This window comes from Campylobacter concisus (assembly GCF_902460895.1).
In the GTDB taxonomy this organism is placed as follows: Bacteria; Campylobacterota; Campylobacteria; order Campylobacterales; family Campylobacteraceae; genus Campylobacter_A; species Campylobacter_A concisus_BC.
Genome location: NZ_CABPVL010000002.1, coordinates 481,744 through 495,763 on the forward strand (window position 1 = coordinate 481,744; position 14,020 = coordinate 495,763).

A 14,020-nucleotide genomic window follows, 5' to 3' on the forward strand; every position below is an offset into this window, starting at 1 on the left:
ATTTGGACTGCAAATACCTAAAAGAGTGCGGATCATGCACTCTTTTTACCCCTTATAGTGAGCAAATTTCATTTAAAACTGATCTTATCAAGCAAAATTTCTCCCACTTTTATGAGGGCAAATTTGATCTTTTTAGCTCAAGCCCAAAGCACTACCGCACGAGGTCTGAGTTTGGCATCTGGCACGAGGGCAGCAAGCTTAGCTATACGATGCACGCAAGCGAAAAAGGCAAAAAGGTCTTCATAGATGAGTGCCCAAAGGTTTGCGAGCAAATTTCACATCTCATGCCAAGGCTACTTGAGAGCTTGCAAGATGATGAAATTTTACGCACAAAGCTCTTTGGAGTGGAGTTTATCGCCTGTAAAAGCGGCACCTTAGTCACGCTTCTTTATCACAAAAAGCTAGATAGTGAGTTTGAAGCGGCGATGAAAATTCTAGCTAGCAAGCTTGATGTGATGATCCTAGCTAGATCTCGCGGCCAAAAGCTGCTAAGCGGTGAGCTAAATTTAGTTGATGAGCTAAATGTTGATGGGCAAATTTATAAATTTAGCCTAAGTGAAAATGCCTTTATCCAGCCAAATAAAGCGGTAAATGAGAAGATGATAGCTTGGGCAAAAGAGTGCGTGCAAGGTGGCGCTGACCTACTGGAGCTTTACTGCGGACATGGGAATTTTACCATCCCGCTTTCGTTTAAATTTAAAAACGTCCTTGCCACTGAAATTTCAAAAAGCTCGATCGCAAATGCCCTTAAAAACTGCGAGCTAAATGGGGCAGAAAATATCAAATTTTTACGCATGGACGCTGATGAGCTGATGAGCGCATTTGCTGGCGTTAGGGAGTTTAATAGGCTAAAAGATATAAGCTTAAACGACTTTAACTTCTCTCATGTCCTTGTAGATCCGCCACGCGCAGGACTTAGTGAAAGCGTCATAAATTTCATTAGAAATTTCAAAAACATCATCTACATCTCGTGCAACCCAGAGACATTAAAAGAAAATCTAAATGAGCTTACTAAAAGCCATAAAGTGATAAAATTTGCGCTCTTTGATCAGTTTGCTAACACTCATCACATCGAGTGTGGCGTGCTACTAGAGGCAAAAGATAAATTTTAAAAGGAAAGTTGAAAAATGGTTTCATTAAACAAAATCATCCAAGCAAAGATAACGATCGGTCACTTTGTAAATAAAACTCCGTTTGCGCTAAGTGCAAAACTTAGCAAAATTTTAGGCGCAAATGTCTATCTGAAAGAGGAAAATTTACAACGAACCGGAGCTTATAAGATAAGAGGCGCTTACAATAAAATAGCTAGCCTAAGCGAGGAGGAGCGAAAACGTGGCGTCGTGGCTGCAAGCGCTGGCAATCACGCTCAAGGTGTGGCGATAAGTGCAAAAGAATTTGGCGTGCATGCTTGCATCGTCATGCCAGAATCAACCCCACTTCTAAAGGTAGCTGGCACAAAGGATCTTGGCGCTGAAGTGATCTTAAAAGGTGATAACTTTGATGAGGCGTATGAATTTGCAGTAAATTACGCCAAAGAAAAAGATATGACCTTTGTTCATCCATTTAACGATGAGTACGTCATGGCAGGGCAGGGTACTGTGGGTCTTGAGATGCTTGATGAGATAAGCGACCTTGATATGGTTGTAGTGCCAGTTGGCGGCGGCGGTTTAGCTAGCGGCGTGGCAAGCTGTATAAAACAAGTAAATCCAAAAACTAAAGTCGTTTGCGTCGGCGCAAAGGGCGCTCCAGCGATGTTTAACAGCTACGGCGCTAAAAAGAGCATAAACTCAAAGTCAGTTCGCACCATAGCTGATGGCATCGCTGTGCGTGATGCGAGCGAGATAACGCTTAAAAATATCGTTGAGTGCGTTGATGAGTTTGTGCAGGTCGATGATGAGGAGATCGCAACTGCGATTTTATTTTTGCTAGAGACGCAAAAGATCGTGGTTGAGGGAGCTGGCGCAGCTGGCGTGGCAGCACTTATGCATGATAAGATCAAATTTAAAAAAGGCGCAAAGATAGGCGTGGTGCTAAGTGGCGGAAATATCGATGTTCAAGTGCTTTCTATCATCATCGAAAAGGGTCTTATTAAGTCTCACCGCAAGATGACCTTGCAAATCACACTTGTAGATAAGCCAGGAGCGCTAATGAGCCTAACTGATAGTCTTAAATCAGCAAATGCAAACATCGTCAAGATCGACTATGACCGCTTCTCTACTAAGCTTGACTACGGCGATGCAAGCATCACTATCACGCTTGAGACAAAGGGTCTTGAGCATCAAGAAAAGATCAAAGATACACTTAATAAAAACGGCTTTTCTTTCACTCAACTCTTCTAAATTTATAAGCTCGCTACCTTTTAAAGTAGCGAGCATTAACTTTCATTAAATTTACAGGACTAAAATTTCGCAAATTTATTCAAGGATGAGATATGAAAAAGAGTTTATTAAGCCTTGCGTTGTTTTGCACTTTAGCTTTTTGTGCCGATGATGAGGTGGTTGGCAAAGAAAATGATCAAGTATGGATAGGAGCTATGGGCGGATGCAAGCTTTATGTATTTTCACTAAAGACGACTGATGCGCCAGTAGATAAGCTAATAGCCAAAGATGAGGCGCAAAAAGAGCTTGTGGCAAATACTAAAAATTTACCAAACAAACACAACGTAATGTTTGCAAAGTGCGAGGACTACACAGCGCTCATAGATAGCGGCTATGAAGATAGCTTGGAAATTTTAAAGTATGATCTGCAAACTTTTGGCAATATAAAGCCAGAGGATCTAACCTACGTCATCATCACGCACGCTCATCCTGATCACATAGGTGGGCTCATAGATGGCGGCAAAAAGACATTTAAAAACGCCAAACTTTTTATAGATGAAAAGGAGTGGGACTACTGGATGAAGGGCAAAGATGAGAGGACAAAAGAAATTTTATCGCTTTATAAGGATGATAAGAGCTTTTTTGACCATAAAAAGCCGCTATTTAACGGGGCTCTAAAGATCATGGCTATCCCAGCCTACGGCCACACTCCAGGGCACAACATGATAAGCTTTGAGACAGATAACGACAAGATCATCTTTATAGCTGACCTTCTTCACGTCCTAGCAGTGCAAGAGGTCGAGCCAAGCATATCTATCACTTATGATATAGATCCAGCCCAAGCTGCCAAAACAAGAGAAAAGGTGCTTGATGGCTTGGAGGACGAGACTACAAAGATAGTAGGCGCTCACATGCCTTATAAGAGCCCCATCACCTTGCCTGAGTGAGTAAATTTCTTTTGCTTTACAAATTTAGGATAAAATGCGGGCTTTAAAGGAGAAAATATGAGCGAATACGCAAATTTGATATTAGCTATCTTGCTAGCTATTTTGGCATTTGCATTTTATAGGTCAAACAAGGCGCTAAAAAAGGCAAAAGACGATAGCGAAAATGTCTCAGTCAGCACTGAAATTTCGCAGCTTAAAAGCATCGGTGAGCTATCTGTCTTTCAGGTCTATAGCAAAGAGATCGTCACAAAGACAGATCATGCGTTTGGAAATTTTGGCAAAGAGTATCTAAGGTGGCTAGTAAGCGAGAAGAAGCTTTCAATGATATTTGAGTTTGAGATAAATTTCATCTACGATCTAACTAGCCCAAAGCTCGAGATCACACAGATCGCAAACTCTAGCTACAAGATAAAAATGCCTCCATGTAAGTATAAATTTTCAATCGCAGATATGAAATTTTACGATGAAAAAAATGGCAAATTTATACCATTTTTGCTGCCTGACTCGCTAAATGGCTTTTTTGGTAGCACTTTTACAGAAGAAGATAAAAATAGACTAATCGAAGAGGCTAGAAACGAAGTCAAAAAGATGAGCGTTCGCCTTATCTCGCAGCTTCAAAGTAAAATTCACAAATCAGCTCGCGACACGCTTGAAGCGATAGCTAAGAGCTTTGGCGCAAATAAGGTCGAGTTTGTCTTTGACGATAGCGACGAGCAGATAAATGAGCAACTAAATTTAGAAAATATCGCATAAAAACAAAATTTAAAGGAGAAAAAATGAGTGTAAATTCACAAGAGGTCACACAAGCACCAGGCAACAACACAGTCTTTCAAACATGGGTCTTAAAAGGCGACAAAAAAGCATGTAAAGAGGGCTTTGCTAAGCTTTGTGCTTTGGTTGTAAATTTAAACAAAACTGCTAAAGTTAGATTTGGTGCAAATGAAAATGTAAACTGCGTCCTTGGCGTGGGTCATGATGCTTGGAAAAAGCTTGAAATTTCAAAAGAATTGCCAAAAGAGCTTGTAAATTTTAAAGCTATCAAAGGCGATAAACATGAAGCCGTTAGCACAAAGGGCGATATCCACATCCACATCCGCGCGCTAAATGCGGCTGACTGCTTTGACATGGCGCAAAATATCAAAGAAGTTTTGTTTAAATTTGCAGAGCTTACAGATGAGACTCAAGGCTTTAAGTATCACGACGGCAGGGCGATCATCGGCTTTGTAGATGGCACTGAAAACCCTGATGGCGAAGATAGGGACCTTTTTGCAAAAGTCGGCAAAGATGACGCTAAATTTAAAGGCGGTAGCTACGTTTTTGTTCAAAAATACTTCCACAAAATGAAAGAGTGGAACGCCACAAGCGTGAGCGAGCAAGAAAAGGTGATAGGTCGCTCAAAAGAGTATGACATCGAGATGAGCGAGGATGAAAAGCCTAGTAACTCACACTCAGCTGCCGCAAATGTAGGAGATGATAAAAAGGTTGTGCGCGGCAATATGCCATTTACTGAAGGTAGCAAAACAGGCACTTACTTTATCGCTTATGCGAGCACATTTTCAACGGTTGAGCTTATGCTTAAAAAGATGTTTATCGGTGAGCCAAAAGGCAACTCAGATAGGCTACTTGACTTTAGCACGCCAGTAACTGGGGCTTTGTATTTTGCCCCTACACTTGATATGCTTGGTGACTACGAGGGATAAATTTAGCTTGGGGTGAAGTAAATTTGCCCCTTTAAATTTATAAGGATAAAGATGCCAGAGTGGTTTATCTACGCAGCTCTTTCAGCTGTTTTTGCTGCACTTACAGCGATCTTTGCAAAGCTAGGCGTAAAGGACATCGATAGCGATTTTGCGACATTTATAAGAACGGTCGTTGTCGTTTTTATGCTTGTTTTGCTTTTAAGTGTGGCTAAAAAATGGCAACCGCTAAGCTCGCTAAGTCCAAAAAACTGGCTCTTTCTCATACTAAGCGGCATGGCGACTGGTCTTTCGTGGCTCATGTATTTTAAAGCTATGCAAGCAGGCAAGGTCTATCAGGTAGCGCTGGTTGATAAATTTAGCGTTGTGCTGGCTATCGTTTTGGCTGTCATATTTCTTGGCGAGAGGCTAAATTTAAAAGAAATTTTAGCCGTCTGTCTTATTGTATCTGGCGTGTTTCTACTCATTTTTAAATAAAATTTTCTGCATTATTCTTAAAGTATATTTTTAATTTTAATTTGTAATTAATCAAAAAGCCCCTAGAATTTGACAATTTCATTTTGAAGGGAGAAATATGAAAAAAATTATTCTATCAGCCATCGTAGCTTGTGCTGCATTTGGTGCAGGTATGAACTACACAGATGTCGTAAAGGACGTATATGCTGACGCAAACTCAGCTAAGAGTATAGGCAGACTGCTACCAACCAACGCAGTTGAAATTTTACAAACAAGTGGCGACAGAGCGCAGATCAAAGTAAAAGGCTATCAAAACCCAGCCGTTAGCAACGTAGTTTATTTTGCTGATGGCGCGAGGATCATCTCAGTAGCATTTGCAAAAACTGCACCTTTTGATATCAAAGTGATAAAAGAGGGCAAAAATGGCAAATGGAACGAGGTAGAAACGACAGTTTTCGTTCAAAAAGATGGCTTTAGCACCGATGTAAATGCGATGTTTGCAAAAGCTGATAAGATGTATAAAGAGAGCTGTGGCGTTTGCCATGCGTTGCCTCAAACTACGCACTTTAACGCAAATCAATGGCCGTCACTTCTAAAATCAATGATCGGCAGAACCGCAATAGAGAAAAAAGACGAGTGGCTAGTTATCGAATATCTACAAAAACACTCATCTGACGTAAATTTAGGCAAATAAGTAAAACCTAGCAGGGCTAAATTTAATCAAATTTAGCAAGGCAAAGGGCTTAAATTTAAAGGTTTTACTTAGAGAGAAAACCAAATTTAGTCCGCGTGGTCGGACAAGTAACTTTAGGTGGGTGAACGACCGCCTTTAGAGGATACCAACTGCTTGGTATCTGTGCGGGAGAGAGTGAGCGAAGCATATCGCTAGCGATGCGAGCGATGGGTGACTGCTCGCAGCCCAGGCTTTGCCTAGGCGAGAAGTAAAAAAGGTATTTATTAATGCAAAGACGAAAATTTTTAAAAGGTAGTTTGGCTTTAGCTGCTACACCATTTCTAGGCGGTTGCGCTTTTAGTGGAAATGGCAGTGTAAAACCAAGCTTAGTACAAAATGGCAGCGTTAGAACCTCTGCATATTGGGGTATGATGGATGTTAGCGTAAAAGACGGCGTTGTGACTGGCTCAAAGCCACTTAGCGTCTTAAGCAGTATACCAAATCCATTAAGAGGCTACACTGCAGATATGATCTACAAGTGCCGCATCAAGCATCCTATGGTGAGAAAGAGCTATCTTGAAAACCCAGATAGCCCAAAGCCAGAGCTTCGCGGTCAAGATGAGTGGGTACAGGTAAAGTATGAAGACGCGATCAAGCTAGTTGCAAGAGAGCTAAAAAAGACAAGAGCTCAAAGAGGCCTTGCTAGCGTTTATGCGAAGTCTCCAGCGTGGAAATCAAGCGGAAATTTCAACAGCTCAACTACGCTTTTGGCTAGATTTATGAACCTAACTGGCGGTTTTGTCGGCGGTCTTGGCGACTACTCGACAGGTGCAGGGCAGGTCATCATGCCTCACGTTATGGGCGGCATAGAGGTCTATGAGCAGCAAACTACATGGCCGGTGGTACTTGAAAACTCAAAGGTAGTGGTGATCTGGGGAAGTGACCCAGTAGCTACGCTAAGAGTTGGTTGGACGGCGACTGATGAGCTAGGATATAAATACCTAGAAGATCTAAAAAATAGCGATAAAGAGATCATTATAATCGACCCTATCAAGAGCCTAACGGGTAACTACTTTGACGGCAAGGCAAAATGGATCGCTCCAGTGCCAAACACCGATACAGCGATGATGCTTGGCATGGCGTATCATCTATATAAGACCAAAAACTACGACAAAGAGTTTTTAGAGAGCTACACAGTTGGCTTTGATAAATTCTTGCCGTATCTGCTTGGAAAAAAAGATGGCAAGCCAAAAACACCAAAATGGGCGAGCAAAATTTGTGGCGTCAGCGAAAAGGTGATAAAAGAGCTTGCTGTTAAAATGTACAAAAACCGCACGATGATAATGGGCGGCTGGGCTATGCAGCGTGCTCACCACGGCGAGCAGCCTTACTGGATGCTAGTCACTTTAGCTGCGATGCTAGGTCAGATAGGCCTACCAGGTGGAGGCTTTGGCTTTAGCTATCACTACAGCGGTGGCGGCGTGCCAACTAGCACGGCAACGGTCGTTGGCGGTATCAACCCAGCAGATATCGGCGTCATCAAAGATGGTAAATTTAAAGGTTATGCAAAAGACGTGGCTGATGAGAGGTTAAAAGCGGAGATAGAAGAGATGCAAGCAGCCTCTTTCCCAGTGGCTCGTATAGCTGATGTGCTTTTAAACCCTGGCAAGACGATAGATCATAACGGCAAGAAGATCACCTATCCAGACATCGACTTCATCTACTGGGCAGGGGGCAATCCATTTGGTCACCAGCAAAATTTAAATAAGCTAAAACGTGCATGGCAAAAGCCAAGAACGGTTGTCGTAAATGAAATTTACTGGACGCCAACAGCGAAGATGGCTGATATTGTATTTCCAGTGACGACTCTTTATGAAAGAGATGATATCTCTATGGTTGGCGACTACTCTAACCAATACATCATGCCGATGAAGCAAGTCGTAGCCAAACAAAACGAGGCAAAAGACGACTATCAAATTTTCTCTGATCTAAGTAAGGCTTATGCTGACGGCGTAGCTGAAATTTACACTGATGGGGCAAAAGAGCCGCTTGATTTCATCAAGTCATACTACGATAGCGCCGCTAAAGTCATCAATGAAAACAAAGCTCTTGGCGTAAAAATGCCTAAATTTAGCGAGTGGTGGGAGAAAAACGAGCCTACTAAATTTGACTCAACCGCAGAGAACGAGGCTTGGGTAAGACACGCTGAGTTTAGAGAAGACCCTATCCTAAACGCTCTTGGCACGCCAAGTGGTCTTATAGAAATTTACTCAGAGACGATAGCAAATATGAACTACGACGACTGCAAGGGTCATGCTATGTGGATGGAGCCTGCTGAGTGGCTGGGTGCGAAGAAAAAATCAGCCAGCATTCACCTGCTAAACCCACACCCAAGCGTGCGCTTGCACTCTCAGCTAGGCATAACGTCGCTTAGAGATACGTACGCGGTGGCTGATCGTGAGCCGATCTTGATAAACACTAAAAATGCTAAAAAGCTTGGCATCAAAACAGGCGATATCGTGCGTGTTTATAACAAGAGAGGTGAAATTTTAGCAGGCGCTGTGGTGAGCGATGATGTGAGCTACAACGTAGCAAGACTTTGCGAGGGCGCATGGTACGACCCAGATGAGAAGGGCGTTTGCAAAAATGGCTGCATAAACGTCTTAACAAACGACATCCCAGCTAGCAAGCTCTCAAATGCAAATATCTCGCATACAACGCTTGTTAATATCAAGAAATTTAAAGGCGAAGCACCAGAGCTTAGCGCCTTTAAAGAGCCAAAATTTTCAGTCTGATCGGACTGTAAATTTGTAAGAGTGAGCGGAGCATATCGCTAGCGATGCGAGCGATGGGTAGCTACTCTAGGATAAAACCAAAATTTAGATCGCTTAATTGCGATCTTAGTCTTTAGTGCGGGATCAAACCGATGGGGTTTGTCGCAGCTTGGGCTTGCTCAAGCGAGAAGTTAAAGATAATAAAAGGAGAAAAAATGAACGAGAACAGACGAGATTTTCTAAAAAAAGGTGCAACAGCAATCGCAGCTACACCTTTGCTTTCAGGCGTAACAGCTTCAAATTTGTTTGCTGATGAGGTTAAAAAGGGCGTTGTAAAAAATGGCGAAACTCTTACAGCTGCTCACTGGGGCATGCTAAAAGTGACAACTAAAAACGGCATCGCTGTAAAGTCAGAGCCTATCCAAAAGACAAGTGAAATTTACAACCCACTTCAGCACTACACGCCAGATATGATCTATAAAAGTCGTATCAAACACACAATGGTAAGAAAGAGCTACCTTGAAAACCCAGATAGCCCAAAACCAGAGCTTCGTGGCATTGATGAGTGGGTCGAGGTGCCTTACGAAGAGGCGATCAAGCTAGTTGCTAAGGAGCTTAAAAAGACAAGAGCTCAAAAAGGTTTAGAGAGCGTTTTTGCAGGTAGCTACGGCTGGAAATCAAGCGGCAATGTGCATAACTCAATAATTTTGCTTCATAGATTTATGAACCTTAGTGGCGGCTTTGTTGGCTCGCTAGGCGACTACTCAACAGGCGCTAGTCAGATCATCATGCCTCACGTTGTAGGTAGTATCGAGGTTTATGAGCAGCAAACTAGCTGGCCAGTCGTGCTAGAAAACTCAAAAGTCGTAGTCATCTGGGGTGCAAACCCACTTGCGACACTTCGCATAGCTTGGACAGCGACTGATGAGCAAGGCTTTAAATACTTTGAAGAGCTAAAAAACAAAAAAGATATCAAAGTGATCGTGATCGATCCTATCAGGTCTGAAACAGCACAATACTTCGACAAAGCTCAGTGGATCGCTCCAGTGCCAAACACCGACACGGCGATGATGCTAGGCATGATGCACTACCTATATGAAAGCGGCAAATACGATAAAGAATTTATCGAAAACTACACTTATGGCTTTGATAAATTCCTCCCATATCTACTTGGTGAGACAGACAACACTCCTAAAAATTTAGAGTGGGCGAGCAAAATTTGTGGTATCGACAAAGATACTTTAAAAGAGCTAGCTGATACATTTGTAAGCAACCGCACGATGCTAATGAGTGGTTGGGGTATGCAGCGCGCTCACCACGGCGAGCAACCACACTGGGCGATGGTGACACTAGCTTCTATGATCGGTCAGATAGGCCTACCAGGTGGGGGATTTGGCTTAAGCTACCACTACTCAAACGGCGGCGCACCAACATGCAAAGGCGCAGTCATCGGTGGCGTAAATAGCGCAAGTGTGGGTAAATTTAATGAAAAAGGCGAGTTTATCGGCACTGATACGGGCGAATTTGACAAACACGGTCGCTTCGTCGCAAAAGCAGCCGCAGTAGCAGGCACAGGTCAAAGCTGGCTACAAAAAGCAACCAACTACGCTTTCCCAGTAGCTCGTATCGCTGATGCGTTGCTTCACCCTGGCAAAGTGATAGATCACGACGGCAAAAAGATCACTTACCCAGACATCGACTTTATCTACTGGGTCGGCGGCAACCCGCTTGTGCATCACCAAGATACTAATACAAATTTAAAAGCGTGGAGAAAGCCAAGAACGGTTGTCGTTCACGAAGCATACTGGACACCGACAGCAAAGATGGCTGATATCGTCTTTCCAGTCACAACAGAGTATGAGAGAAACGATATCACGATGACTGGGGACTACTCAAACATGAACATCGTGCCGATGAAACAAGTCGTTGAAAAATACCGCGAAGCAAAAGATGACTATCAAATTTTCACTGACCTTTGCAAGGCTTATGCTAAAAATTTAGTCGTTGCCTACACAGATAACGGCAAAGACGAGTTTGACTGGATCAAAGAGTACTACGACGCAGCCTACGCTCAAGTAAAGGCCGTCCCTGAGCTTGCAAGCGATATGAAGCCATTTGAAGAGTTTTGGAATGAAAACAAACCAGTCACTTTTGCCTCATCTCAAGATAGTGATAATTGGGTAAGACTTGGCGAATTTAGAGAAGATCCTGTGCTAAACGCTCTTGGAACGCCTAGCGGTCTTATCGAAATTTACTCAGATACGATCGAGAAAATGGGCTATGATGACTGCAAAGCGCATCCAACTTGGTTTGAGCCGATCGAGTGGCTAGGCATGAAAGATAAACCTGCAAAATACCACATGATAAGCGCTCACCCAACTGACCGCTTGCACTCACAGCTAAGCCAAACTTCACTTCGTGAGAAGTACGCTATCGCTAACCGCGAGCCAGTGTGGATAAATGAAAATGACGCAAAAGAGCTTGGCGTAAAAACAGGCGATTTAGTGTGTGTATTTAACGCTCGTGGCGAGGTACTAGCTGGTGCTCATGTCACTAAAAACATCAAAGAGGGTGTTGTAAAACTAGCTGAGGGCGCTTGGTATGACGGCTTTGATAGTGGCATCTGCAAAAACGGCTCTGCAAACGTGCTAACCATAGATATCCCAACAAGTAAGCTAGCAAACGGCAACATCAGCCACACAGCTCTTGTAAATATCAGAAAATATCAAGGCGATGAAGCACCAAAACTTACAGCGTTTTCTGAGCCAAAATTTTCTAAATAATTTCAAAGCAGGGGAGTGATCTCCTGCTTTTTTGAAAAATTCTATAAATTTGCGAAAAAATTTTAAAGAAAATTTATTAACTTTTATTATTTATATGTAATTAATGATCATATGAAATCCCTAAAATATGGCATTTGCAAGCCAAAATTTATTAAATATTGCTTAAAGGTAATTTCTAGTTTCAAGTTTTATTTAATAATAAAAATTATACAATCCGCCCCAAAATACCAAAAAATGCCACTGGATAGTGGTTTTTGATCGAGGGAGAGAAAAATAAAATGAATAATCTAAGTATAAAATCTAAAATATTACTCATCGTTTTTGTGAGTTTGCTTTGTCTAAGCGCAACTAGTGTTTACATCTTAAAAGGCGTTTTAAACAGCAGAAGCGAAGCCATTTCAAACCTTTCAATGAGCGAAGATATCATAAAACAGGGTGAATTTATCCATGAACTTCAAAAAGAGCGCGGTTATAGCGCAGCTTTCATGGCAAACGGCAAAGACTCTGAGAAAAATTTAAAAGAGCAAAGAGCAAAGGTTGATGGGATCGTGAAAGAACTCTCAAACAAAGATGAGGTGCTAAGGGTGCTTGGTGGTATAAGGGCAAAGGTCGATAAAAAAGAGAAATTTAATCTCCTTGGCGAATATAGCGGTATGATAGAAAACACGCTTGTCTTTTTAAATTCTCTCTCAAAAGACGCCAAGCCAGCTATAAAAGATGATGTGGCTAGGATTTTTAGCATTTCAAAGATCAAAGAGTACTACGGCATCACAAGAGCGATAATGAACGTCGCCTTTATCAAAGACGAGATCGACAAAAACACTTATGTAAATTTGATCTCTCACGACGCAAACATCAAAAAGTTTTTAAACGACTATGTCAAATTTAATAGCGGCAAATACGCAGACAGCCTGCAAAAAGATATCTTGCAAAGCAATGAATTTAAGCAAATAGACGAGATCATCAAAGATGCTATCGCCACTCCAGATGAGACAGTCAGAAAGATCGAGGCGGCTAGCTGGTTTAAAAGCATCACAAATTTGATCGATAGTCTCAGAAACTACGAGCTTTACTTGCTAAATGATATGAAAGAGCTAGCCACTCACGACAAAGACGAGACCAGCAACCTTGTGCTATTTATGGCTATAATGCTTACCTGTTTTATCGTCGCACTCGTCTTTATCTCGCTTGTTGTTGGTAAAAATATCATCTCAGGCATCGATAGCGTTAAAAATGGACTAAGCGAGTTTTTCTTATATCTTAACAACAAGACAAATTCTGCCAAACTTCTAAGCTTAAAAGGCAAAGATGAAATTTGCGTTATGTCTTCTCTTATAAACGAAAACATCCAAAAGATCCAAACATCTAAAGAAAAAGAGAATACCTTCATCCAAAAAGCCAACACCTTTGTAAATGAGATAAAAGATGGTAACTATGAAGCAAGCCTAGAAGCTGATACTAATAACCCAGCTCTAAATCAACTAAAAAATACATTTAAAGATCTTCAAGTAGCTCTTAAAGAAGCAATATCAAGTAATGGTAAAGATGTACTTGATCTACTAAACACATATAAAAACCAAGACTTCACAAAAAGACTTGATGATGATGGTAAGATAGCAAGTGGTATAAACTCTCTTGGCATTGAGATATCTAAAATGCTAAATGACAATCTAAACCAAGCACAAGTACTAGAAGAAAAAGCAAAACTTCTAGCTAGCTCAGTATCTAAAGTAGCTAGCTCAGCAAACACTCAAGCAAATAGCTTACAAGAAAGCGCAGCTGCAGTTGAGCAAATGTCTAGCTCAATGAATGCCATCTCTCAAAAGACAGCTGATGTTATAAGACAATCAGATGAAATTAAAAACATCATAACTATCATTAGAGATATAGCAGATCAAACAAACCTACTAGCACTTAATGCTGCAATAGAAGCTGCACGTGCAGGAGAACATGGTAGAGGATTTGCTGTTGTTGCTGATGAAGTAAGAAAACTAGCAGAAAGAACTCAAAAATCTCTAGGAGAGATAGAAGCAAATACAAATGTCCTAGCTCAATCAATAAATGAGATGAGTGAATCAATCAAAGAGCAAAGTGAAGGCATAAATATGATAAATCAATCAGTTGCTCAAATAGATCACTTAACAAAAGAGAATGTGGTAATTGCAAACCAAGCAAATGAAGTAACAAGTGATGTTGATAACATGGCAAAGACTATAGTAAGTGAAGTAAGAAAGAATAAATTTTAATCACTTTTTTTGAACAACCAATCCCTCAAGTTTATGCTTGAGGGATACTTTAAATTTAATCTATAAAAATAATTAAGATATTTAATAAAATTTACTTCATTTACCAAATAAAACATAATTTTATCC

General features: G+C 41.4%; 10 protein-coding genes and 1 pseudogene. All 11 read left to right on the forward strand.

The genetic code is table 11. From position 1 onward, the window contains the following. Positions 1 to 2: 2 nt before the first annotated feature. The 11 genes and pseudogenes from trmA to F3G98_RS11045 all read left to right on the forward strand — a co-directional run bounded on the left by trmA (position 3) and on the right by F3G98_RS11045 (position 13,894). On the forward strand, positions 3 to 1,112 hold the full coding sequence (gene trmA / locus F3G98_RS03630) for a tRNA (uridine(54)-C5)-methyltransferase TrmA (RefSeq protein ID WP_103581449.1): 1,110 nt from the start codon (positions 3 to 5) through the stop codon (positions 1,110 to 1,112). A 15-nt stretch (positions 1,113 to 1,127) separates the two neighbouring features. Continuing rightward, entirely contained in the window at positions 1,128 to 2,339 is a 1,212-nt protein-coding gene (gene ilvA / locus F3G98_RS03635) for a threonine ammonia-lyase (RefSeq protein WP_009293964.1), read from the forward strand. Between the two features lie 92 nt (positions 2,340 to 2,431). Further along, a complete protein-coding gene (locus F3G98_RS03640) occupies positions 2,432 to 3,265 on the forward strand; it encodes an MBL fold metallo-hydrolase (RefSeq protein ID WP_149725755.1) in 834 nt (277 codons plus the stop codon). A 57-nt stretch (positions 3,266 to 3,322) separates the two neighbouring features. Then, positions 3,323 to 4,018, forward strand: a complete 696-nt coding sequence (locus F3G98_RS03645) for a DUF4230 domain-containing protein (RefSeq protein WP_012139892.1) — start codon at positions 3,323 to 3,325, stop codon at positions 4,016 to 4,018. Between the two features lie 23 nt (positions 4,019 to 4,041). Further along, a complete protein-coding gene (locus F3G98_RS03650; protein WP_149725756.1) occupies positions 4,042 to 4,965 on the forward strand; it encodes a Dyp-type peroxidase in 924 nt (307 codons plus the stop codon). Between the two features lie 51 nt (positions 4,966 to 5,016). After that, on the forward strand, positions 5,017 to 5,439 hold the full coding sequence (locus tag F3G98_RS03655) for an EamA family transporter (RefSeq protein ID WP_103608628.1): 423 nt from the start codon (positions 5,017 to 5,019) through the stop codon (positions 5,437 to 5,439). A gap of 97 nt (positions 5,440 to 5,536) precedes the next feature. Next, positions 5,537 to 6,112: a cytochrome c gene (locus F3G98_RS03660; RefSeq protein ID WP_002942837.1), complete on the forward strand. Its 576-nt coding sequence runs from the start codon at positions 5,537 to 5,539 to the stop codon at positions 6,110 to 6,112. Positions 6,113 to 6,378: 266 nt separating this feature from the next. Then, a complete protein-coding gene (locus tag F3G98_RS03665; protein ID WP_103608627.1) occupies positions 6,379 to 8,886 on the forward strand; it encodes a molybdopterin-dependent oxidoreductase in 2,508 nt (835 codons plus the stop codon). A 194-nt stretch (positions 8,887 to 9,080) separates the two neighbouring features. Next, complete coding sequence (locus F3G98_RS03670) at positions 9,081 to 11,648, forward strand: molybdopterin-dependent oxidoreductase (protein WP_103608626.1); 2,568 nt, start codon at positions 9,081 to 9,083, stop codon at positions 11,646 to 11,648. A gap of 410 nt (positions 11,649 to 12,058) precedes the next feature. Next, positions 12,059 to 12,724 (forward strand): annotated as a pseudogene (locus tag F3G98_RS11040) (nitrate- and nitrite sensing domain-containing protein); the annotation flags it as partial. A gap of 579 nt (positions 12,725 to 13,303) precedes the next feature. Beyond that, positions 13,304 to 13,894 (forward strand): methyl-accepting chemotaxis protein, encoded by a 591-nt coding sequence (locus tag F3G98_RS11045; protein ID WP_223231314.1) that lies wholly within the window; start codon positions 13,304 to 13,306, stop codon positions 13,892 to 13,894. Positions 13,895 to 14,020: the final 126 nt, after the last annotated feature.

What these genes read in the sequence shown, in the direction of transcription:
- ilvA (WP_009293964.1), top strand. Translation starts at nt 1,128, where the DNA reads ATGGTTTCATTAAACAAAATCATCCAAGCAAAGATAACGATCGGTCAC.
- F3G98_RS03640 (WP_149725755.1), top strand. Translation starts at nt 2,432, where the DNA reads ATGAAAAAGAGTTTATTAAGCCTTGCGTTGTTTTGCACTTTAGCTTTT.
- F3G98_RS03645 (WP_012139892.1), top strand. Translation starts at nt 3,323, where the DNA reads ATGAGCGAATACGCAAATTTGATATTAGCTATCTTGCTAGCTATTTTG.
- F3G98_RS03650 (WP_149725756.1), top strand. Translation starts at nt 4,042, where the DNA reads ATGAGTGTAAATTCACAAGAGGTCACACAAGCACCAGGCAACAACACA.
- F3G98_RS03655 (WP_103608628.1), top strand. Translation starts at nt 5,017, where the DNA reads ATGCCAGAGTGGTTTATCTACGCAGCTCTTTCAGCTGTTTTTGCTGCA.
- F3G98_RS03660 (WP_002942837.1), top strand. Translation starts at nt 5,537, where the DNA reads ATGAAAAAAATTATTCTATCAGCCATCGTAGCTTGTGCTGCATTTGGT.
- F3G98_RS03665 (WP_103608627.1), top strand. Translation starts at nt 6,379, where the DNA reads ATGCAAAGACGAAAATTTTTAAAAGGTAGTTTGGCTTTAGCTGCTACA.
- F3G98_RS03670 (WP_103608626.1), top strand. Translation starts at nt 9,081, where the DNA reads ATGAACGAGAACAGACGAGATTTTCTAAAAAAAGGTGCAACAGCAATC.
- F3G98_RS11045 (WP_223231314.1), top strand. Translation starts at nt 13,304, where the DNA reads ATGCTAAATGACAATCTAAACCAAGCACAAGTACTAGAAGAAAAAGCA.